The 20142-nt window shown below is 68.1% G+C and carries 20 protein-coding genes; 8 read left to right on the plus strand and 12 right to left on the minus strand.

The window, feature by feature from the left end:
* Positions 1-7 precede the first annotated feature (7 nt).
* The 5 genes from ABD810_RS21345 to ABD810_RS21365 form a co-directional block, all read right to left on the minus strand.
* Positions 8-2338, minus strand: coding sequence for a beta-xylosidase/alpha-l-arabinosidase (locus tag ABD810_RS21345; RefSeq protein WP_344943004.1), 2331 nt, complete (start codon positions 2336-2338; stop codon positions 8-10).
* Between the two features lie 17 nt (positions 2339-2355).
* Positions 2356-2490 carry a hypothetical protein gene (locus tag ABD810_RS21350; RefSeq protein WP_344943007.1) on the minus strand — a complete coding sequence of 45 codons (135 nt, stop codon included), beginning with the start codon at positions 2488-2490 and terminating at the stop codon, positions 2356-2358.
* Between the two features lie 272 nt (positions 2491-2762).
* Positions 2763-3653, minus strand: coding sequence for an SMP-30/gluconolactonase/LRE family protein (locus ABD810_RS21355; protein ID WP_344943010.1), 891 nt, complete (start codon positions 3651-3653; stop codon positions 2763-2765).
* A complete protein-coding gene (locus ABD810_RS21360; protein ID WP_344943013.1) occupies positions 3653-4672 on the minus strand; it encodes an NAD-dependent epimerase/dehydratase family protein in 1020 nt (339 codons plus the stop codon). Before ABD810_RS21360 ends, ABD810_RS21355 begins: the two co-directional genes overlap by 1 nt.
* Before the next feature lie 73 nt (positions 4673-4745).
* A complete protein-coding gene (locus ABD810_RS21365) occupies positions 4746-4907 on the minus strand; it encodes a hypothetical protein (RefSeq protein ID WP_344943017.1) in 162 nt (53 codons plus the stop codon).
* A gap of 557 nt (positions 4908-5464) precedes the next feature.
* On the opposite strand from ABD810_RS21365, the gene ABD810_RS21370 reads away from it, so the two are divergent.
* Positions 5465-5704, plus strand: coding sequence for a hypothetical protein (locus tag ABD810_RS21370; protein WP_344943020.1), 240 nt, complete (start codon positions 5465-5467; stop codon positions 5702-5704).
* Between the two features lie 91 nt (positions 5705-5795).
* Here ABD810_RS21370 and ABD810_RS21375 read toward each other — a convergent pair whose 3' ends face one another.
* The 4 genes from ABD810_RS21375 to ABD810_RS21390 all read right to left on the minus strand — a co-directional run bounded on the left by ABD810_RS21375 (position 5796) and on the right by ABD810_RS21390 (position 10313).
* Positions 5796-6188: a hypothetical protein gene (locus tag ABD810_RS21375; RefSeq protein ID WP_344943023.1), complete on the minus strand. Its 393-nt coding sequence runs from the start codon at positions 6186-6188 to the stop codon at positions 5796-5798.
* A gap of 1032 nt (positions 6189-7220) precedes the next feature.
* The gene (locus ABD810_RS21380; protein WP_344943026.1) at positions 7221-7376 is read right to left on the minus strand and encodes a hypothetical protein; all 156 of its coding nucleotides are present in this window, start codon (positions 7374-7376) and stop codon (positions 7221-7223) included.
* A gap of 71 nt (positions 7377-7447) precedes the next feature.
* The gene (locus ABD810_RS21385) at positions 7448-8950 is read right to left on the minus strand and encodes a long-chain-fatty-acid--CoA ligase (RefSeq protein WP_344943029.1); all 1503 of its coding nucleotides are present in this window, start codon (positions 8948-8950) and stop codon (positions 7448-7450) included.
* The gene (locus tag ABD810_RS21390; protein ID WP_344943033.1) at positions 8937-10313 is read right to left on the minus strand and encodes a PucR family transcriptional regulator; all 1377 of its coding nucleotides are present in this window, start codon (positions 10311-10313) and stop codon (positions 8937-8939) included. The genes ABD810_RS21385 and ABD810_RS21390 overlap by 14 nt, the downstream gene beginning before the upstream one ends.
* 215 nt (positions 10314-10528) lie before the next feature.
* Here ABD810_RS21390 and ABD810_RS21395 point away from each other — a divergent pair, with 215 nt between their 5' ends.
* From ABD810_RS21395 to ABD810_RS21415, 5 genes are read left to right on the plus strand one after another with little or no spacing between them, the layout of a single operon-like run.
* Positions 10529-11287, plus strand: coding sequence for an ABC transporter ATP-binding protein (locus tag ABD810_RS21395; protein WP_344943036.1), 759 nt, complete (start codon positions 10529-10531; stop codon positions 11285-11287).
* Entirely contained in the window at positions 11284-12009 is a 726-nt protein-coding gene (locus tag ABD810_RS21400; protein ID WP_344943038.1) for an ABC transporter ATP-binding protein, read from the plus strand. Before ABD810_RS21395 ends, ABD810_RS21400 begins: the two co-directional genes overlap by 4 nt.
* Before the next feature lie 2 nt (positions 12010-12011).
* Positions 12012-12893 carry a branched-chain amino acid ABC transporter permease gene (locus ABD810_RS21405; protein ID WP_344943040.1) on the plus strand — a complete coding sequence of 294 codons (882 nt, stop codon included), beginning with the start codon at positions 12012-12014 and terminating at the stop codon, positions 12891-12893.
* Positions 12890-13924, plus strand: a complete 1035-nt coding sequence (locus ABD810_RS21410; RefSeq protein WP_344943042.1) for a branched-chain amino acid ABC transporter permease — start codon at positions 12890-12892, stop codon at positions 13922-13924. Before ABD810_RS21405 ends, ABD810_RS21410 begins: the two co-directional genes overlap by 4 nt.
* Positions 13925-13927: 3 nt before the next feature.
* A complete protein-coding gene (locus ABD810_RS21415) occupies positions 13928-15208 on the plus strand; it encodes an ABC transporter substrate-binding protein (RefSeq protein WP_344943044.1) in 1281 nt (426 codons plus the stop codon).
* A gap of 191 nt (positions 15209-15399) precedes the next feature.
* On the opposite strand, the gene ABD810_RS21420 is transcribed toward ABD810_RS21415, so the two are convergent.
* From ABD810_RS21420 to ABD810_RS21430, 3 genes are all read right to left on the minus strand, one after another.
* Positions 15400-16143 carry a GAF and ANTAR domain-containing protein gene (locus ABD810_RS21420; RefSeq protein ID WP_344943046.1) on the minus strand — a complete coding sequence of 248 codons (744 nt, stop codon included), beginning with the start codon at positions 16141-16143 and terminating at the stop codon, positions 15400-15402.
* A gap of 175 nt (positions 16144-16318) precedes the next feature.
* On the minus strand, positions 16319-16510 hold the full coding sequence (locus ABD810_RS21425; protein ID WP_344943048.1) for a transposase: 192 nt from the start codon (positions 16508-16510) through the stop codon (positions 16319-16321).
* A gap of 572 nt (positions 16511-17082) precedes the next feature.
* A complete protein-coding gene (locus ABD810_RS21430) occupies positions 17083-17553 on the minus strand; it encodes a hypothetical protein (protein ID WP_344943050.1) in 471 nt (156 codons plus the stop codon).
* Between the two features lie 954 nt (positions 17554-18507).
* Between ABD810_RS21430 and ABD810_RS21435 the strand changes: the two genes are divergently transcribed.
* The gene (locus tag ABD810_RS21435) at positions 18508-19254 is read left to right on the plus strand and encodes a hypothetical protein (RefSeq protein ID WP_344943052.1); all 747 of its coding nucleotides are present in this window, start codon (positions 18508-18510) and stop codon (positions 19252-19254) included.
* 434 nt (positions 19255-19688) lie between these two features.
* A complete protein-coding gene (locus tag ABD810_RS21440) occupies positions 19689-20132 on the plus strand; it encodes a DUF4383 domain-containing protein (protein ID WP_344943056.1) in 444 nt (147 codons plus the stop codon).
* Positions 20133-20142: the final 10 nt, after the last annotated feature.

The following is a 20142-nucleotide window of genomic DNA, read 5'->3' on the forward strand; positions in this document are numbered from 1 at the left end:
GGGCCCGTCAGGTGGACGTGACGGTCGCCTGCATGACCCGGTCGAAGCCGACGTGGCGCCGGGGGCCGGTCATGGAGACGGTGATGGTCTCCCGGATGTCGGCGCTCGACGCCCCCACCCGCAACTCCACCTCGCCGGGGTCGACCTGGCGCCGCCAGGAGGCTCCCGTGTACGAGGTCTGGTCGGCGTGCAGCGAGATCGTGACCTCACGCGTCTCGCCCGGCGCCAGGTCGACCCGGTGGGCGCTGAGCAGCGACTGCACGGGGCGGGCGACCTCGGCGACCGGATCGTGCAGGTATACCTGCACCACCTCCGACACCGGGCCAGGCGCCCCGTTGTGGAGCGTGACCCGCACGTCGAACGTGCCGTCGGTGGGCCACGTCCCCGACGCGTCGCCGGCGACCCCCGTCCACGTGATCGGCGTGTAGGACAGCCCGTGGCCGAAGGCGAACAGAGGGGTGGGGTCCACGTTGCTCACCTCGCTGCGCCGGCCCAGGGGAGCGGCGAGGTAGGTCGAGGGCTGGTTGCCGCCGTCCGCGGGGAAGCCGACGGGCAGCCGCCCCGCCGGGTCGGCCCGCCCTGACAGCACGTCGGCCAGGGCCGCGGCGCCCTCCTCGCCGGGGAAGAACCCGCACACCACGGCCGCGAGCCGGTCGATCTGCCTGCCCAGCTCGTACGGGCGTCCGACCAGCAGCACCAGCACCACCGGCGTGCCGGTGGCCAGCACGGCCTCCAGCAGTTCCTCCTGACGGCCGGGGAGGCGCAGGCTCGTCGCGTCGCAGCCCTCGCCGGAGGTGCCGCGCCCGAACAGGCCCGCCTGGTCGCCGAGGACGGCCACGCACACGTCGGCGTCCGCCGCCGCCGCCACGGCCGCGGCGATGCCGTCGTCATCGCCGCCGAGCACAGGGACGCCCTGCTCGTAGCGCACGTCGTACCCGGCGGGGTCGGCGCGCAGCGCGTCGACCAGCGTCGGCACCTCGATGCCGAGGCCGGCGTCGGGATGGTGCACGCCGACGTGCATCGGGAAGGAGTAGCAGCCCATCATGGCCTGCGGGGTGTGCGCGCGCGGCCCGACCACGGCCAGCCTCAGGCCCGCCGCCAGGGGCAGCGTCCCCGTGTTGCTCAGTAGCACGATGGAACGGCGGGCGAGCTCGCCTGCCAGGGACCGGACGGCGGCGTCGTCCAGCACGACGTCCCCGGCCTCGTCGAGCACGGGGGGTTCGGGCGACCACCCCTCGTCGAGCAGGCCGAGGCGGCACTTCTGCAGGAGCACCCGCCGCAGGGCCCGGTCGACCAGGGCGGCGTCGACCTCGCCGCGTTCGACGGCCTCGACCAGGGGCGGCCCGTAGCAGTTCACCGTGGGCAGTTCGACGTCGATCCCGGCCGTGAGCGCCAGCCCGGCCGCCTCCGCGGGCGAACCGGCCACGTTGTGCAGGGTCTGCAGGAAGGCGACCGAGAAGTAGTCGGCCACCACCGTGCCGGTGAAGCCGTAGGTCTCACGCAGCAGATCGGTCAGCAGACCGGGGTCGGCCGCCACCGGGGTCCCGTCGATGTCGGCGTAGGAGTTCATCACCGAGCCCGCGCCCGCCTGGAGCGCCATCTCGAACGGAGGCAGCAGCACGTCGGCGATCTCGCGGCGGCCCGCCGACACCGGGGCGAGGTTCCGGCCTCCCCGGGACGCCGAGTACCCCACGAAGTGCTTCAGCGTGGCGACCACCCCCGCGGACTGCAGGCCGCGGACGTAGGCGGCGCCGATCATGCCCACCAGGACGGGGTCCTCGCCGATCGTCTCCTCGACCCGGCCCCACCGCAGGTCGCGGGTGACGTCCACGACGGGGGCGAGGCCCTGGTGGACGCCGAGGCGGCGCATGGTGGCGCCGATCTGCGCCCCCATCCGTTCGACCAGGTCGGGGTCGAAGCCTGCGCCCCAGCACAGCGGTGAGGGGTAGACGCCGGCCTTCCACGCGGCCAGGCCGGTAAGGATCTCCTCGTGCACCACCGCGGGGATCCCCCACCGCCCCGCCGCCATGATCGAGCGCTGGGCGTTCGCGAGGGTGGCCGCCCCTCTGACCACGTCGACGGGTGCGGTGCCGAACGGCCGGGTGAGCTGCCCCATGCCGTCCTTGACGAGCTCGTCCCACGCGACGGGCAGCGCGGTGAACTCGTGCTGGTGCGGTGCCATCTCGCCGTCGCTGTTGTCGATGCCCACCCAGACGCCGTAAAGCTGCGCGACCTTCTCGGGCAGGCTCATACGGGCCATCAGAGCCTCGACACGGTCCTCGGCGGACACACTGGCGTCCTTCCATACTTCCGGGGCCGTACCAGTGCTCACAACCATGGTGTCACTCCGTTTCGTCACTCCAGCCACCCGCCAGCCGGGGGTGCCAACCGGTCGAGTTCGTCCCACAGCTCGCCGGGGACCGGGGTGGTCGCGAGCTTCATGTCGCCGTAGGCGTAACGGGGCTGGACGTCGGGGCCCTTGACGAGCATTCCCCCGCCGTACGGCGCGCCGTTGACGAAGGCGACCCCGTGCGCGAGCGCGTTCCTCGATTTGCAGGTACATGACCGGTACGTGGTCGATCCCCAGCCGGTCCAGGCTCTCCTCGACCGTGGCCTCCGCCCGGTCCTCGCCCACTTCGTACCCGTAGAGCGCGGGCATGCTCGCCAGCGGGCTGGTCCCGATGCAGATGGGCGTCACGGTCAGCCCGGTGCGGCCGAACGCGCGGCGCTCCGCCGGGTCGGTCATATGGGCGTCGGTCATCTCAGATCACGAATCTGTTGGTGAGCCGGCCGCGGCATCCGGGCTCGGCCCGGAAGATCGCGCCGGCGGCGGGCTGGAGTCGCAGCTCATCGGGGGAGAGCCCCTCGGTGGAGGTGGAGATGTACAACAGGTCCAGATCGGGCCCGCCGAAGCAGCACGACGTCACCTGCGACACGGGCAGCGTGACGGTGCGATCGAGCAGGCCGTCCGGGTCGAAGCGGCACACGCGCGAGCCGCCCCAGAACGCCACCCACACACCGCCCTCGGCGTCCACGGTCAGACCGTCCGGCATGCCGGGGAGGGCGGAGGTGTCGGCGAACGGGCGGCGGCCCGACAGCGCCCCGGACGTCACGTCGTAGTCGAACACGTCGACGCGGTACGAAGGGCTGTCGACGAAGTAGCACAGGGCGGCATCGGGCGACCAGTCGAGGCCGTTGCTGATCGTGACGCCGGTCAGCACGGTGTGCAGGGAGCGGTCGGTGTCGAGGCGGTACAGGCAGGCCGCGCCCGGCTCCAGGTCGTAGGCCATGCCGCCGGCGAAGTACCGCCCGGCGGGATCGACGTTGCCGTCGTTCATGCGGATGCCGGGCCGCCCCGCCAGGGGCGCGGCGAGCCGCTCGGCGAGCCGTCCCGCCGAGGCCAGTGCGATGCCCTCGCCGTCGGCGACGATGACCGTGGCGGGATCGACCGTGGGGTGTACGGCGGTGACCGGCGCGGGCAGGTCGAACCAGCGGACGGCGGCGGTGGCGACGTCCGTGTCGAACACCCGCCCACGGGGGATGTCGACGAACCGCAGGCGGCCCGCGGCGTCGTCCCACACAATGCCCTCACAGTGGACGCCGGACACGTCCAGCCACGGGTGGGCGGCCAGGTCGCCGCCGGCGTCCGGCATCACGGCGCCTGCGGCGCGAGCGCCGCCACGGCGAGGCGGTGCCCCTCGACCAGCCGGGCCAGTATCGCGTCGGTCGCGGGGTCGGGCCGGGTCTGGTCGGTGTGGGCGGAACGCCAGCCGGACAACCGCCGGGCGCCGGCCGACCAGGTGATCGTCGGGTTGAACGCGGGGACGAACCGCTTGATCTTGGTGTTGTCGAACACCGCGCTGTGCTGCAGGTCGCCCACGATCAGGTCGGACCAGAACCAGTCGGGGGCCACGATCGGCAGGAACTCCGAGGGCAGGTGCAGGAGCCGGGCCGGGGTCCCCGACACCCGCCCGACGATGTCGTAGATCTCGTTCCAGCTCAGCACCTCGTTGGAGGTGATGTGGAAGTCCTCCCCGACGGCCTGCCAGTTGCCGATCAGGCCGACGAGGCCGACGGCGAAGTCCCGCGCGTGCGTCAGGGTCCACAGGCTGGTGCCGTCGCCGGGCACGACCAGCTCGTCACCGCGCGCGATCCGGTCCCAGGCTGTCCAGTCACCGGGCAGCGGCGGGTTCGCGTCGTCGTAGGTGTGCGACGGCCGCACGATGGTGACCGGGAAGTCGCGCTCCTCGTACGCGCGGCGCAGGACGTCCTCGGCGGCGATCTTGTCCTGGGCGTAGGCCAGGTAGGGATTGCGCCGGGTGGTGGACTCCACGAACGGCACCTGCCGCACCGGCTTGTGGTAGACCGAGGCGGAGCTGATGTGGATGTACTGACCCGTGCGGCCTTCGAACAGGTCCACCGCCGCCGAGGCGTCCTTGGCGCCGTAGCCGAGGAAGTTGACCACGCAGTCGAACGTCGCGCCGGCGAGGGCGCCACGCATGGACTCCGTGTCCTGGACGTCACCGGTGATCACGGTGACGCCGGCCGGTAGGGGCCGGCGGGCCGCGGTGCGGCCGCGGTTCAGGACGTGGACGTCCAGGCCCTGGCGCACCGACTCGGCCACGCAGGCCGAGCTGATCGTGCCGGTGCCGCCGATATGGAGGACCTTCATGCCGGACTCCAGCTTGGTGGGGATGGGGATCAGCTACGTGACTTGCCGGCGTACCAGTCCTCGAACCCGTTCTCTACGCCGGGTCGAAGACGATCTCCTGCGGCGCGTGGGTACGGAAGATCTGGAACCTGTCGGCCGAATCCATCTCGAGCGCGTCCACCAGCGCCTGATGGATCCCGTCGCCGATCCGCTCGCCCAGCCGCTCGGCGAGGGAACGCTCTAGGTCGATCTGCACCAGAGGCACCTGGTTGACTCCTTCCACGGAGGGATGCGAGAGAAACTTTCGACCAGTCTCCGAAACATCGCTAAGAATCCACAACGTAGAGCGGCCGGTCGTCGAACGTCAAGGGCAAGGAGGTGCGAAAAAGGCCAGTCTGCCCGTATTTTTGCCTGTCGGGACGACCCAGACGGCGAGTACCGCATGCCGATAGTTTCGATTAACTTTCGGTCCCAGATCGACTACCGTGGATCTCCTCTCTCGCGCACCACCTTCCGCGACCAGCTGACCGCCGGCTGAGCGGGGAGATCCCGCGGGCGCCGTGAGGGTGAGCTCAGGGCCCACCCCTACCGGGAAGCGGGGCGATGCCCGATCCGCAGGTGACCGCCTCAGCCCTGACGTCGAGCCATGACGATCAAGGGAAATACTCCTACCGCCCCGCGCTCCGGCTCTCTGGCGCGTGGGGCGGCCGCCGGGGTGCTCACCGGCGGCCTGCTGGCCGGCACCTCGTGGCGGCCACGGGAGCGGGGACCACCGGGGGGGAAGAGGCCGCGGGGACGGGCCGAGGACGACTGGTGTCCGCCACGCATCGCCGGGATTGGACGCCGCGGGTACCGGTCCGCCTCTACCTGATCGAGGGGGACGAGCAGGTGGTGAACTCCAACACCTTCCGCTGCCGCGCCGCCCTGCCGGCACGAGGCGTCAAGCCGTCAGTGGTCAAGGTGGGCCCCTTGAAGTTCCAGGGATCCAAGCACCTCGGCTCCAACGTCACCGCCGCGGCGGCCACGGTGCGATGGTTCAACCGGCTACCGTGACCTGCCCCGCGCGGTCGGGATTCGGATCGTCGCAGGAATTCTGTGGCGCAGTGTGAACGTGCCCGTCGTGGAAACGGAGAAACGAGCCGGATCAGCGGTCGAACCACGCCGAAGCGGCGGGGCGCGAGAGCAGGATCACGACGATGACCGGCAGAATCACGTTGAACAGGCTGGTGACCGTGAAGTCGGACGCCACGTTGTACCCCCAGTCGAGGATCAGGAGGCCTTCGACCACGAAAGCGGTGATGCGCACCCATCGTCTGCGTGAAGGGTAGCGGGCCGCCAGCACGCCGAGCAGGATCGTGGTCACGATGCCGAGGCCGAGAAGCAGGAGCAGCCCTCCACCGCTGAGGTCGATCGCGCTGGTGAGGGCGAAGCCGAGGAGCACCAGCGCGAGCAGCGACAACGCCACCTGCACCCACATGACCCACCGCGCGGTCGTCACTTCGCGCGGCATCAGATCGACCTTGTGCGGCTCGGACATGGGAACCTCTCGGGGGCTGGAGAGATCGATGTCGACCGAGCATAGGCGATCACCGGTCCACCCGTCACCGATGTGGCCGGCGGCGGCACTCGGAACGCCGGTACGTCAAACCCTGCAACGGCTGGTCAGGAGATTCATGCGGCCGCGCGCGGACGCCTGATACGGCGGAGGAGCGGATCTGGGAGAGGGCCGTGTACGGCGGGAGGGCCGGGGCTGCGGGCCGCTGATCGGTGGTCCGCAGGTCGGCCGGGCCGGGCGGGAAACGCCTCGGCTTCACCTGGCCGCCGGGATGCTCGCCGATGCCATCGAAGCGAATGCGGATGGTCTCAATCGGCCGGCTGGAGCCTGTTCAGTTCTGTCGAGCTGTTCTGATCGTTACGCTGATATTCTGATTTATCCGGATGTTTTTGATTCTTAGTCCCAAGTCGTTCCCGCAGCGCGGGAGTAGCCGTCCCAGGTGGTTCCCGCGGTGCGGGAGAAGCTGTCCCAGGTGGTGCCGGCGGAGCGGTTGAAGGCGGTGGAGTTCGTCATTTCTCGTCTCTTTTCGTGTGGCTTTGTGTTTGTCCTTGCACAAACAACTCTGCGGTTTCGAGAGCCCGAGAACCAGATGAATGGACGGCAGCAAGTTGCCCTCCCCTGACCACTTCCTGCCACCGCAGGACGGCGCCTGTTCCGCGAGCGGCGTCATCGCGGGTCAGGACGCCGAAGCGGGGTCGCGCCGCTGGTGGCCGACCCGATGGCGGCGCGGCATTCGGGGCGGGGCGGCACTGGCGCGTCCGGCGAACCGGCCGTCGAGGGGAGGGCGCCGGCGCGGAATCCGCGCCGCACCTTGACCCCGCACGTGCGCCGTGGCACCCCGTCGTACGCAGATGTCGGGAAATGGCGAAAATGTACCTCGCCGTACTCCGCTGGAGTGGCGCCGAACTGGACCCTGTGTGGAGGTCGGATATGCCGTTATTGTTTTTCAGCGATGATGGATCGATTATGAATCGGCCACGCCATTTTCTGAACTCGCGCCATCCCCGCCAAGGGTCACGTATCGGGCATCACCGGAATGCCGGGATTTCCCGCGCTCGCGGAGGCCTTCACCACGCGGCGGCTGATGGTGACCAGCGGTGACAGTGTCGAACCGGCCCACGACGTGTTGTTGCGCGCCTGGCCGGCCGGCTGCAGGCCGACCAGGATCACCGCATCCTCTACAGCCGACTCCGGGAGGAAGCCGAAGACTGGTGCCGGCGACGGGGATCGAGCGGCCGGGCTCATCTTCTCCGGGGGTGCGGGGCGGTCGCGTCCAGGGGGAGGCCGATGGTGCGTTTGAGGATCTTGCCGGTGGGGCTCATGGGCAGCTCGTCGGCGAACGCGATGTGGCGAGGGTACTTGTAGGCGGCCATCCGCTCCTCCACGAAGGCGCGCAGGCCGTCGGGCTCGACCGGCGTGCGCAGCACCACCACGGCCGCGACCTCCTCCCCGAGTTCCGGATGGGGAACCCCGATGACCGCCGCCTGCCGCACGGCGGGGTGCTCGTACAGGACCTCCTCCACCTCCCGGGGATACACGGTGCGGCCACCCCGGATGATCACATCGCGGCGGCGGTCGACCAGGAAGAAGAACCCGTCGTCGTCGACCCTGCCGAGGTCACCGGTGTGGAACCATCCGTCATGGATCGTCTCCGCGGTCGCGGCGGGATTGTTCCAGTAGCCCTTCATCACGTTGGGACCCCGGATGACGATCTCGCCGACATGGCCGCACGGAACCTCGCGGTCGAGTTCGTCGACCACCCTCATCTCGACGTCCTTGATGGGCCAGCCGATGGACCCGGGCCTGCGTCCGGGGCCGGCGCGGTTGGTCGCGGCGACCGGGGAGGTCTCGCTGAGGCCGTACCCTTCCACGATCGAGCAGCCGAACCGCGTCTCGTACGCCCGCAGCACGTCGAGCGGGAGCGGGGCGCCGCCGGACACGCACAGGCGCAGCAGCGACATGTCGGAGGCGCCGGGGTGGTCGAGCAAGGCGATGTACATCGTCGGCACGCCCTGGAACACCGTGACCCCGTCGCGGCGGATCACCTCCAGCGCCCGGCCGGGCTCGAAGCGCGGCAGCAGCGTGAGCCGCGCGCCGGCGTGGACGCTCGCGTTGAGCGAGCAGGTCTGCCCGAAGGTGTGGTAGAGCGGAAGCGCTCCGAGGACGACGTCGTCCACCCCGAGGGCGTGCATGCGGGCCACCGTCGTGGCGTTGCTCACGAGGTTGGCGTGGGTCAGCTCGATGCCCTTGGCCCGGCCGGTGGTCCCCGAGGTGTAGTGGATGACCGCGGTGTCGTCGGCCGACCGCGAGACGATCTCGTGTTCGGCGGCCACGCCGCGCAGCAGCCGGCGGAACTCCTCGGGCACCACGAAGAAGCAGTCGGCGCCGGTGCCCGAGGTGCCGGCCTCGGCGGTCTCGGCGAACGCGTGCCAGGCGATCAGCAGCCGGGCCCCGCAGTCGCCGACGTAGGAGGCGATCTCCCGTCTCTTCAGCAACGGGTCGAGCGGGACGACCACGGCGCCGATCCGCAGAACCCCGTAGTAGATGACGGCGAACTCCGGCACGTTCGGCAACATGACCGCCACCCGGTCGCCGGCGCCGATCCCACGGCGCCGCAGCAGCGCCGCGACGCGCGCGCTCATCAGCTCCAGCGCACCGTAGGTGATCTCCGCCTCGTCGAGCGTGACGACCGCTCTCCCGGTGAGCCGCCCGGCGGTGGCAGGGAGCCGGTCAGCGAGATTCATGGGAATGACCGTACGTCTGGCTTCCACGGCTCTCATTGGTCGCGGTGGCCAGTCTTTTCCGTTCGGGATTGGTGCCCGGCGACAGCGTGTCGTGAAGCGCGATGGCGACGAGCAGATCGACGAGGTCGTTGATCCGGCGCAGATTGCGCCCGGTGCGCTCCCGGATCCGGCGCAGCCGGTACTGGGCGGTGTTGGGATGGATCTGCAATCGCTCCGCGCAGGCGCGCAGGTTCAGGTCGGCGGCGGCGAAGGCCCGGATGGTGGCCGTGAGCACCCCGCCGCACGCTCGGTCCTCGGCAAGCAGCGCGGTGATCCGCGGATCGACCAGGTGCCGGGCGGTGTCGTCCGCCTTCAGCGCCAGGTACTGGAAGGGCGTGATCCTCGGCAGGGCCGCCACCCCTCCCTCCTCGGGCAGGAACTCAAGGACGGTGCGAGCCTCCTCGTAGGCCTGCGGGATCTGGGCGATGCCGGCGATCACGGTGCTGACGCCCATGGCGAGGACGATCCCCTCGCCGAGGAGGTTCTCCCGCACCGCCTGCAGCCGGTCGCACATCTCCTCCGGATCGGCGCCCGGGCCGAGCGCGGGGATGGCCACGATCTCCGACTGGCGCACGACAGACAGCGTCCTGGTGCCGTTCGCTCCGGTCCGGGCGATCGCCGCGCATGCCGCGTGCCGCGCGTCGGCGCCGCGGCCCGGGCCCGTCGGCACGGACTCTCCACCCGGTCTGGCGGTACCCGGCAGCAGGATCGCGATCAACACGAGCAGCGGCGTGCGGGAGTCGGGGCCGAGGCCATGCGCCTGGGCCGCGGCCAGTTGCCGGCCGCGCATGGTCGTGTTCCCGGCTAGGAGGGTCTCCAGCAGGTCCCTGCTCTCGCGCACCGCCTCGGCGGCGGCGTACTGCTGGAACTCCATGTACGCGTTGGCCGCGTGGGTGCTGGCGAAGTCGCAGCAGTGCATCAGCGGGCCGGCCAGCGAGAGCGCGGCCTCATGGCCGGCGGACGAGCCGCCGGCGCGCTTGACCACCGACTCCCACAGCACCTGCCGGCCGACGTGGAAGGCGTTGATGTAGTCGGCCAGGGCGACCCCGGCCCGCGCCCGCCGCATCGCCGCCCGTCGGGTGAAGGCGAAGTCGTTGAGCGTCACCGTGCGGTCTTCGAACAGGACGGCCAGCTTGCTGCGGTAGTGCTTGGCCACCTGGTCTCGTACGTCGGCGTGGAACACCTCGTCCTGAGCCGCGTACGCGGGGATCTCGGCCCGCATCGTGCCGGCCGCGGTGTCGGCCAGCGCGTCTAGATCGTTGAGGAGTTCGGAAAGGATACGTACGCGTTCAGCGCGGACCGCTTCCGCATCGGTGAGTGTCACCGTCGTCCTTAAGCCACTGGACATGTCGGGATGATCCATGGTTGTGGCCGGGCGGTCAACGGTTCGTAACCGGTCCGAGACACACCCTGTGCACGGCGGACAACACGCTTGTCACATTTTGGGTGGCCGCACCCAATGCGGTGGCTGACGGGCGGATTCTACGCTGACCACAACTTCAGAACATTGTTCTTCCGCTCGTGCGCCCAGGAGGCCGGATGCTGGAGGTACACGATCTCAGCGTTCGCTTCGGCGGCATCACCGCACTGGACGGTGTGGGCTTCTCCGTACGGCGCGGCGAGATGGTCGGCCTCATCGGGCCGAACGGCGCCGGCAAGACCACGTTGTTCAACTGCCTGACACGGCGGTACGACGCCGACGCGGGGACCGTCCAGTACGAGGGAGAGAACCTGCTGGCCGTACCGCCGCACGGCATCGCCGCGATGGGCATCGCGCGGACCTTCCAGAACCTCGGCCTGTTCCCGCACATGTCGGTGCGCGACAACGTGCTGGTCGGCGCCCACCACCGAGGAGAGGCCGGTTTCCTCACCGCGGCACTGCGGCTGCCACGGGTACGCCGCGAGGAGGCCCGGCTCCGCGCCGAGACCGAAGCCGTGCTGGAGCGGCTGGCGCTGACCGGGGTCGCCGAGCACCCGGCGGCGGGGCTGCCGTTCGGCACGCTCAAGCGGGTCGAACTGGCTCGGGCGCTGGTCGGCGGCCCCAAGCTGCTGTTGCTGGACGAACCCGTCAACGGGCTCAACTCCGGGGAGGTCGAGGAGTTCTCCGGCACCCTTCGCGCCATCCGCCAGGAGTTCGACGTGACGATGGTCGTGGTCGAGCACCACATGGGCTTCGTCATGGGGATCTGCGAGCGCATCGTCTGCCTGAACTTCGGCCGAAAGATCGCAGAAGGGCCGCCCGCGGAGATCCAGCGCGATCCCGGGGTCATGCAGGCATACCTGGGGACGGCCGTATGAGCGACAACCCCTTCCTGACGGTCGCGGACCTGCGTGCCGGCTACGGAGGCGCCCAGGTACTGCACGGCGTGAGCCTGACGGTGGGGCAGGGGGAGATCTGCGCCATCCTCGGACCCAACGGAGCGGGCAAGACGACCTTGCTCCGGGCGCTGTCCGGCATGGTCCGGGTGCGCGGCGGCGTCCGGCTCGACGGGGCCGAGCTGGCCGGGCGCTCACCGGACACCATCGCCCGGCAGGGCGTCGCGCACGTGCCCGAGGGACGCGGCACCTTCATGCCGCTCACCGTCGAGGAGAACCTGCGCCTCGGGGCCTTCGTCCGCCGGGGGCGCGGCGCGGTGGACGCCGACCTGGAACGCATCTGCACCTACTTCCCGGCGCTGAAGAGTCGGCTGGCGCAGGTGGCCGGCAGCCTCAGCGGCGGCGAGCAGCAGATGCTCGCGATCGGCCGGGCGCTCATGCTGCGGCCGCGGCTGCTCCTGTTGGACGAGCCGTCGCTCGGGCTCGCCCCGATGGTCACCCAAGAACTGTTCCGGATCGTACGGGCCGTCAACGAAGAGGAGCGGACCACCGTGGTCGTCGTCGAGCAGAACGCCCATCTCGCCCTCGGCATCGCCCAGCACGCCCATGTCCTCGAAAGCGGCCGGATCGTCCTGTCGGGATCGGCCGAGCAGATCCGGGCGGACGAACAGGTCGCCCAGTCCTACCTCGGATACCGGGTCTAGGCATGGCCGGCTTCCTGCAGCAGATCGTCGAGGGGCTCGGCGCCGGCGCCATCTATGCCAGCCTGGCCCTGGCCCTGGTGCTGATCTACCAGTTCACCGGGATCGTCAACTTCGCCCAGGGTGAGCTGGCGATGTTCTCCGCCTACATCGCCTGGCAGTTCATCGCCGGGGGCCTGTCGTTCTGGCCCGCTCTTGGGCTGACGCTGGCGGTGTCGTTCGTCGGAGGCATGCTGATCGAGCGGCTGGTCATCCGCCCCGTGGAAGGCGCCCCCGAACTGACCGTGGTCATCGTCACCGTGGGGCTGTTCATCTTCGTCAACGCCGCCGCCGGGTGGATCTGGACGTTCCTCATCAAGGACTTCCCCAACCCGTTCCCCGCCGGCGCCATCGAGGCGGGCGGGCTGAGCGTGGGGTACTCGACGCTGGGCATCCTCGTGGTGGTCGCCGTGGTGATGGGCCTGCTGTACGTGCTCTTCCAGCACACCAAGATCGGCCTGGGGATGCGCGCCGTGGCGACCAACCCCGAGTCGGCCCGGCTCGTCGGCATCCGCGTGGGCTGGACGCTCGCGCTCGGCTGGGGGCTCGCCGCCACCGTCGGCGCGGTGTCGGGCATCCTGGTGGCCCCGCTGCTCTTCCTCGAGCCCAACATGATGGGCGGCGTCCTCATCTACGCCTTCGCCGCGGCGACCCTCGGGGGGTTCGACAGTCCGGTGGGCGCGGTGGTGGGCGGCCTGGTCGTGGGCGTCGCCGAGACGCTCGCCGGCGCCTACGTCGGCTTCATCGGACCTGACCTCAAGGTCGGCGTGCCGCTGGTCATCATTCTCTGCATCCTGCTGTTGCGGCCTCAGGGCCTGTTCGGCCGAGCGGTGGTGGACAGGACATGAGCGGGTCGGTGAAGGTGACCGAGAACGCCGCCCGAGCGGGCGCGCCCACCCGGGGGCGGGCGCTGGCGCGTGTCGCCACCCTGCGCTGGCGGTGGATCATGATGGCGGCGCTGCTCATGGCGGCGTGTTACGCGCCGTTCCAGCTCCCGCCCTTCCGCGTGTTCCAGTTCACCATGGTGCTGGTCTACGCGGTGGCGCTGCTCGGGCTGAACCTGCTCGTCGGCCACGCCGGCCAGATCTCCCTCGGCCACGGCGCCTTCTTCGGCATCGGGGCCTACGTGACCGCGATCATGCTCGACCGGTGGGACATGCCGCACGTGGCGACCTTGCCGATCGCCGCCGCGGTGGCGTTCGCGCTCGGCCTGGGGCTCGGCCTGCCGGCCATGCGCCTGCGCGGGCTCTACCTGGCCCTGGTGACGCTGGCCATCGCGATCTTCCTGGTCCCGCTGCTCAAGCGGTTCGAGCCGGTGACCGGTGGTTCCATGGGGCTGACACTCGCCAAGCCGGCGCCTCCGGCGTGGACGGGACTGGCCGAGGACCAGTGGCTGTACTTCCTGACGCTGGCCGTGGCCGTCGTCGCCTTCCTGCTGGCCCACGGCCTGCTGCGCTCTCGGGTCGGCCGGGCCCTGCACGCCGTCCGCGACAACGAGGCGGCGGCCGAGGTGATGGGCGTACGGCTGTCGTTCTACAAGACGCTCGCCTTCGCCTGGAGCGCGATGCTCGCGGGGGCGGCGGGCTGCGTCTACACATGGGTCATCGGGTTCGTCTCTCCGGACTCGTTCTCCGTCAACCTCTCGATCACGCTCCTGGCGGGCCTCGTCGTCGGCGGCCTCGGATCGGCGTCCGGGCCGCTGCTGGGCGGTCTGTTCGTGATGTTCGTGCCGAGCATCTCCCAGGACGTCAACGACGCCGCGCCCGGCGTCATCTTCGGCTTGCTGATCATCGCGGTGATGTACGTCGCTCCGACTGGTCTGGCCGGGCTGGCGGGACGCGTGACGCGCTCGATCACAAAGGTCCTCCGGAAGGAGTAAGGAATGCGGGTATCTGCGATCGGCTGTACGGCGATGACGGCGACCCTGCTGGTCGCCCTGGCGGCGTGCGGGGGGCGAGAGGGGAACGAGGCGGGCTCGACGGCGGCGGCGTCCGGGGCGTGCCAGGGACAGCAGACCACCGGCATCACCGACAAGAGCATCAAGCTCGGCGGCATCTACCCGCTCTCGGGACCGGCTTCCGCCTACGGCGCCATCCCCAAGGGCATCAAGGCCTACTTCGACTTCGTCAACGCCGAGCAGAACGGGATCGGCGGACGCAAGGTCGAGTTCGTGGTGCGCGACGACGGCTACCAGCCGCCCAAGGCCGTCGAGGAGGCCCGCAGGCTCGTCGAGCAGGAGCAGGTGTTCGCGCTCTTCCAGACGCTGGGCACGCCCTCGACCACGGCGACCTGGGACTACACCAACCAGCGGAAGGTGCCGCAGGTCTTCGTCGCCACCGGCGCGTCGAAGTGGGGCACGGACACCAACCACCCGTGGACCATCGGCTGGCAGCCCAACTACGTCTCCGAGGCCCGCGTGTACGCGCAGTACCTCAAGAAGGAGCGGCCCGACGCCAAGGTGGCGGTGCTCTACCAGAACGACGACTTCGGCAAGGACCTGTTCGGCGGGTTCAAGAGGGCCATCGACGGCAGCGGGATCAAGGTGGTCGCGGAGCAGAGCTACGAGGTCTCCGATCCGAGCGTGGAACCGCAGATGCGCAACCTGGCCGGGTCCAAGGCGGATGTCCTGCTCAACGTGACGACGCCCAAGTTCGGCTCCCAGGCCCTGGCGGCCGACGCCAAGAACGCGAGCTGGAATCCGCTGCACATCATCAACAACGTCTCCGCCTCGATCACCGTGATCAAGCCGGTCGGCTTCAAGAACGTGCAGGGCATCGTCTCGGCGACCTATTACAAGGACCCCATCGACCCCACGTGGAAGAGCGATACGGAGATGATGCGCTACTACGCGACGATGAAGAAGTACGCCCCCGACGCCGATCCCGCCATTCCGTACCACGCCTTCGGATGGGCGGTGGCCACCGCCTTCCACAAGGCGATGGACGCCGCGAAGTGCCCGACACGCGAGGGACTGCGTGACGCCATGCGTTCGCTCAACAGCGTCCCGGTCGAGATGCTGCTGCCGGGAGTGACGATGACCACCGGACCGGACGACGGCTTCCCCATCGAGTCCATGCAGCTCATGAGGTTCAAGGGCGAGCGATGGGAGCTCTTCGGCGACGTGATCGACACCCGCAAGGAATTCGGCCCGCTGACCGGCTGACCGCGGGATCCCGCACCGGGCGTGCACGAAGGTCAGTGGCCTCCCCCCCGGCCACTGACCGCACATCCTCTGGTAAGGCTCGTCAGGGGCGTGCCGCCATTCGGCGTTACGGGGAATCTGGTCAAGGCCGAGGTCGGGGGCCCGGTGGGGCCGCCCTCGTCGAGCAGGGTGATCGGCTCACCCGTGCCGCCTCAACCAGGCAGGTCGAAGGTGTCGAAGGCGGTGGGCGGGCCGCCCACGGCGGTCACGATCTCGGCGGCCAGATCGCGGAGTTTGATGTTGCGGTTCTGGGAGGCGCGGCTGAGGATGGCGAACGCGGCCCTGGCGGAGCAGCGCTGCTGGGCCATCACGATGCCGATCGCCTGGTCGATGGTGCTGCGCGTGTCCAAGGTGGCGCGCAGGTCCTCGTTCAGCCTCGCTTGGTCGGACGCACGCAGGGCCAGGGCGACGGCGCCGGCCGCGGTGCCGGCGAAGACGCGCATCCGCTGCTGGTCGTCGTCGTCGAAGGCACCGGCATGGGTGTTGTACAGGTTGTAGCCGCCGACGATCTGGGTCGGCCCCTGCAAGGGCAGCGACAGGCAGCTGCGCACCCCGTGGGCGAAGGCCTCGGCGCAGAACGCCGGCCAGCGCGCTTCCGTGGAGGTGTCGGGAATGTAGTGGCTTTCTGTGGTCGCCAGGGTGTCCAGACACGGGCCTTGGCCGGTGCGGTACTGAATGTGGTCGACGGCCAGGGTCAGCGCGTCGCTGTTGGCCACCGTCGCCGCGCCGGAGTCGCGGACGATGGTGATCCCGCACATGCTGCCCTCGGGCAGCGCCGCCACGGTGAGCAGGGTGAGCTCGTGGAGGAACGTCTCAAAGGTGTCGGTGGACAGCAGCAGTGACAGCAGCGCATCCTGCTGGGTGGGTTCGGTCGCCGAGGTGAACGATGTCGACATGGCGCCTGCCGTTTCCGGGGGTTCGTCCCACCGGTCACCGGTGACAAGACGTCGAGGCGACGCCTGGAAAGGCCTACGGCGACTCCTCAGCATTACCCGCCCGCGGCGCATCCATTCCATTCCTTGACCACCCTGACCTCGAACTCCCGGCGACCGCCGTGGCCGGTCCCTGTCCCTAGCGCCAGGGGATTCCGGTGCGGTCGATGTAGAGGATGGCGTTCATGATGGTGCGCAGGTCATGCTCGCACGGGCGGCCGATGTCGAGGCCTTGTGTGCGGCGGTCGGTCCGCCAGGCGCTCAGCACCGGCTCGATGAGCGCCCAGCGGGCGTCGGAAAGGTCGCTGGGGTAGGTTCGCTGCTTGGCCATACCTCCGGCGTACCTTTCGGTGCGGGGGAGGCCCAGCCTCTTGAGGCGGCCCTCACCAGCGGGTAAGGCCCAAAGCGCGAGGTCATGGGATGAGACAGGAGTTTGCGGTACGAGATCGGCAGCAGCCGGTCGAGCGGCTGCGCTTCAGGGGCCCGCAAATCCGCTGAGACTTCGCATATGCCGCTGCTCCGCTGGCTGGACATATCTGGGCATTCATTCACGGGAAGGGATCAAACGCCCACTTAGGGCGTGGGCGGGGTCGAACTTGCGCGGGATCGGCTCCCATTCGTGCAGGTCACGGAAGAACGCGCGGGGCAATGCCCCAGCCTTATGCCGTCAGGGAGTTCACGGGTGCTCCGAACACGTCATCAAAGCGATGGGCCAAGCGTGTGTTAACCAGGTAGTACGAGCCACTTGGGTCGTAGGAATCGCGGGGCGTTGCGCCGCGAGCTGACCGCGTTCCTGCGCATTGGTGATGTACCGGATAACGTGTAGGAGCCACCCGCCGACCGGATACGTGGAACGCCTGCTCGGCCGCGTTCGTCTGACCGGTACAAGAGCGAGGGCACGCCCTATGACGCCTTCCGCCGTCGCTGCCAGACGGTAAGCACGGAAACTATCTTCACCACCGATATCAGGGCACCGATGGTCAAGGTGACCGCTCCCAGGAAGACATTGAACGTCGCCAGCAGATATTTGGCGTCCGGATCGCCTAATCCGTATGCGACCGCACCGGTATCGATCCATCCTGCAGTGCTCAGTCCTAGACGCATGACGAACAGCCCGAAAACGATAGTGCAAATGCCCAATAGCAAACCAGGGCGCTTCAGCGGAGGCCTGCCACGGCGGGTGCCCTTCCAGGCGAAGACCAGGAGGGCGGTCGGGACAGTGAGGAATTGGCCGAAATTAAGGGTGAGCAACACACTCAGACTCCACTGATGGAAGTCGCCGGTCGGCACTAGGTGTCCCGAACGCGATAAGAGGGCGACGGCGATAACCGCGCCAGCGAGAAGACCAATCGAAAGAAAGCGAACGAAAACCATGCCTAGCATGGTCTCATACGGTTCAGACCGGGCTGCCTGAGCCAAGAGGAGCGCCACACGAAAGCGGGGGATTCACATGCGCTTACATGCCGCCATCAGGGCGGGACTGATCGACGAAGCGGGACAGCCCTCGGGGACGACTCACTCGAGGGCTGTTCGTTATGGGCGGGATGCTCGTGGCGATGACGTCACCGCTGAGGGAAGCCGCGTGGAGTTTGGCTGCTGCCGTATTGGTCGCTCGGCGAGGCGTGAGGCCGGCATCTGCGATACCGGGGCCGCGGTCTGACAGGCAGGCCATCGCATGTTGGACTCCCCTGCCCGTGTCAAGTAAAGCGTCCCAATCCCCATACGCCCGCCGGACTACGCCGGAACGATCATCGGCGCGCTGACCTTGCGCGGACGATCCCCCAGCGATCCCCCACAGTGCCGAACAATGCTCCAGAGCAAGAGTGGATCATGTGAAGTCGCAGGTGAAGGGCATGATCGCGAGTAGGGCGGGTGGGACTTGAACCCACGACCTACGGATTATGAGTCAAGAGGACATCGCTACTCTGCTGGTCCTCTGAACTGCGAAGACGTCGATCGCGCGCGCCAAGCTGAGTCCAGTCGGGGAAGCATTGGGTAACGACAACTGACCGACAACCCGCGAGCGGCAATAGGAACGGGCGGGACTCAGTGAGACTGGAGATCCGTCCGTTCCTGCGTTATCTGCCCTGGTAAGCGGACAGTTTCCACCGGCCTGGATCTTGCGCCCCTGCAGTGTGCTGGTACAAGACACAGGAAACCCGTGCCTCAAAACACAAGAATCGTGAGGCAAGTGGATCAATTCGGGTGATTGACTCTCTAGAGCAAGGCGTTCATCGTTGTCATATGACGGACCATCCGCCTGGCCCTTGGGCGACGCACAAGGCTTCGCCGAGATGGTCAGCTTGGATCTCCAGACAGAAAACTTGGTTGATTGCGACTGTCGCGGCGGCACTGTCAGCAGCAGTGAGCGCCATGGTGGTTGATGCTGCCCAATCGGGCTTGGCGAAGCTTTCGGAGCCGAAGGATCCTTTTGGGTGGACCGTTCAGATTATCGATCCAGAAGGTTATCCACGAGGACCAAATGGCTGCTTCTGGGCATTTAGCGAAATACCGCCAGACAAATTTCCGCTTCCAGACGTGAGTCAGACCGACTGGGGAGTTCTGCCCAAAGGGGCGACGGGCGGCTGGGCTACTCAAGTGAGTATCTCTCTCCAAGGCTACACTTCCAAGGTAGTTGCATTGCAGCGCATGAGAGTTGTGGTGACGCGAGTTGTACGCTCTTCGGGGTTCATGTATGACATTGTTACCGGATGTGGAGGGGCTATTGAAGAGCGAATGTATGCAGTGGATTTAGACAAGCGACAGCCGTCCGCGTCCCCACTTCCTAACAAGAAATGGGATGAAGAGACCGAAAAATGGCTTCCTGCTCCACCTGTTCAGTTTCCCTATGAAGTTTCCTCGGAAGAAATCGAGATTTTCAACATAATAGCTTCGACGGCCAGTTGCGACTGCCGCTGGCATATAGAGTTGGACTGGTCATCTGAAGGCCGTTCGGGCACAGCCGTGGTCAACTTGAGAGGTAATGAATTTCGAACTGTCGGCGGTGATGGTCTACCTCGCTATCGCCTTCCACTGCAAAGGGATAGAATCAAAGATTGGATACCTAAACCGTGAGAAGGAGCAGGGTGCCCGACTGCAGATTGATGCTGATGGTTTCGCTGGCAGCCGACAGCGGCCGACTTCAGATGTCCCCGAAGTCCGACATGTTGATCCATGCTCCGTTGGAGCCCAGCAACTTGACCCTTGCTTGGTGGGGGATTAGATAAGCATCAAGCTTGAGATCCGAGGTCCGGCCTTGCTCTGGCCTGCCCATCAGAGCATCTCTGAACCTCTCGTTGAGCCGTCAGTGTTCGTCTGGGATGCTTGGCGTAACGTGATGGGCATCCCCGAGCATTTCGATCCGCGCGGACCTGACAGATGTACAGGGGTTACGAGCAGGCGGTGTGCGGCCAGATCAAGGTTTGAGAACTTCCATGGGCGAGACGTTTGCCGTTGTTTCGGGGGGTAGCGGTAGCGGCCCCAACGGCCCCATTCCATGGGAGGCTTTCATGGCCACATCAGGCACCCGGGCGAGCCGTACGCCGGTCCAGCTCGCCGCGCTGGTGGTCGGCGTGGTGTTCCTGCTGGTCGGCGTGCTGGGCTTCATCCCCGGCGTCACCACGCAGTACGACACCATGCAGTTCGCGAGCCACGACTCCGACGCGCTGCTGCTGGGAGTGTTCCAGGTCTCGATCCTGCACAACATCGTCCACCTGCTGTTCGGCGTCGCCGGCATCGCACTGGCCCGCACGTGGTCGGGCGCCCGTAACTACCTGGTCGGAGGGGGAGTGGTCTACCTCGTCCTGTGGATCTACGGGAGCTTGATCAACCACGAGAGCTCGGCCAACTTCGTCCCGGTCAACACCGCCGACAACTGGCTGCACCTGGCCCTGGCGATCGGCATGATCGCGCTGGGTCTGCTGCTGACCCGCCGCGACGCGGCGACCCGCTGAGCACGGTCGG

The organism is Sphaerisporangium flaviroseum (assembly GCF_039537005.1).
Classification (GTDB): domain Bacteria; phylum Actinomycetota; class Actinomycetes; order Streptosporangiales; family Streptosporangiaceae; genus Sphaerisporangium; species Sphaerisporangium flaviroseum.

What these genes read in the sequence shown, in the direction of transcription:
- ABD810_RS21375 (WP_344943023.1), bottom strand. Translation starts at nt 6,188, where the DNA reads ATGTCCGAGCCGCACAAGGTCGATCTGATGCCGCGCGAAGTGACGACC.
- ABD810_RS21345 (WP_344943004.1), bottom strand. Translation starts at nt 2,338, where the DNA reads ATGGTTGTGAGCACTGGTACGGCCCCGGAAGTATGGAAGGACGCCAGT.
- ABD810_RS21420 (WP_344943046.1), bottom strand. Translation starts at nt 16,143, where the DNA reads ATGTCGACATCGTTCACCTCGGCGACCGAACCCACCCAGCAGGATGCG.
- ABD810_RS21425 (WP_344943048.1), bottom strand. Translation starts at nt 16,510, where the DNA reads ATGGCCAAGCAGCGAACCTACCCCAGCGACCTTTCCGACGCCCGCTGG.
- ABD810_RS21355 (WP_344943010.1), bottom strand. Translation starts at nt 3,653, where the DNA reads ATGCCGGACGCCGGCGGCGACCTGGCCGCCCACCCGTGGCTGGACGTG.
- ABD810_RS21350 (WP_344943007.1), bottom strand. Translation starts at nt 2,490, where the DNA reads ATGCTCGTCAAGGGCCCCGACGTCCAGCCCCGTTACGCCTACGGCGAC.
- ABD810_RS21400 (WP_344943038.1), top strand. Translation starts at nt 11,284, where the DNA reads ATGAGCGACAACCCCTTCCTGACGGTCGCGGACCTGCGTGCCGGCTAC.
- ABD810_RS21430 (WP_344943050.1), bottom strand. Translation starts at nt 17,553, where the DNA reads ATGGTTTTCGTTCGCTTTCTTTCGATTGGTCTTCTCGCTGGCGCGGTT.
- ABD810_RS21360 (WP_344943013.1), bottom strand. Translation starts at nt 4,672, where the DNA reads ATGAAGGTCCTCCATATCGGCGGCACCGGCACGATCAGCTCGGCCTGC.
- ABD810_RS21395 (WP_344943036.1), top strand. Translation starts at nt 10,529, where the DNA reads ATGCTGGAGGTACACGATCTCAGCGTTCGCTTCGGCGGCATCACCGCA.
- ABD810_RS21415 (WP_344943044.1), top strand. Translation starts at nt 13,928, where the DNA reads ATGCGGGTATCTGCGATCGGCTGTACGGCGATGACGGCGACCCTGCTG.
- ABD810_RS21405 (WP_344943040.1), top strand. Translation starts at nt 12,012, where the DNA reads ATGGCCGGCTTCCTGCAGCAGATCGTCGAGGGGCTCGGCGCCGGCGCC.
- ABD810_RS21410 (WP_344943042.1), top strand. Translation starts at nt 12,890, where the DNA reads ATGAGCGGGTCGGTGAAGGTGACCGAGAACGCCGCCCGAGCGGGCGCG.
- ABD810_RS21440 (WP_344943056.1), top strand. Translation starts at nt 19,689, where the DNA reads ATGGCCACATCAGGCACCCGGGCGAGCCGTACGCCGGTCCAGCTCGCC.
- ABD810_RS21385 (WP_344943029.1), bottom strand. Translation starts at nt 8,950, where the DNA reads ATGAATCTCGCTGACCGGCTCCCTGCCACCGCCGGGCGGCTCACCGGG.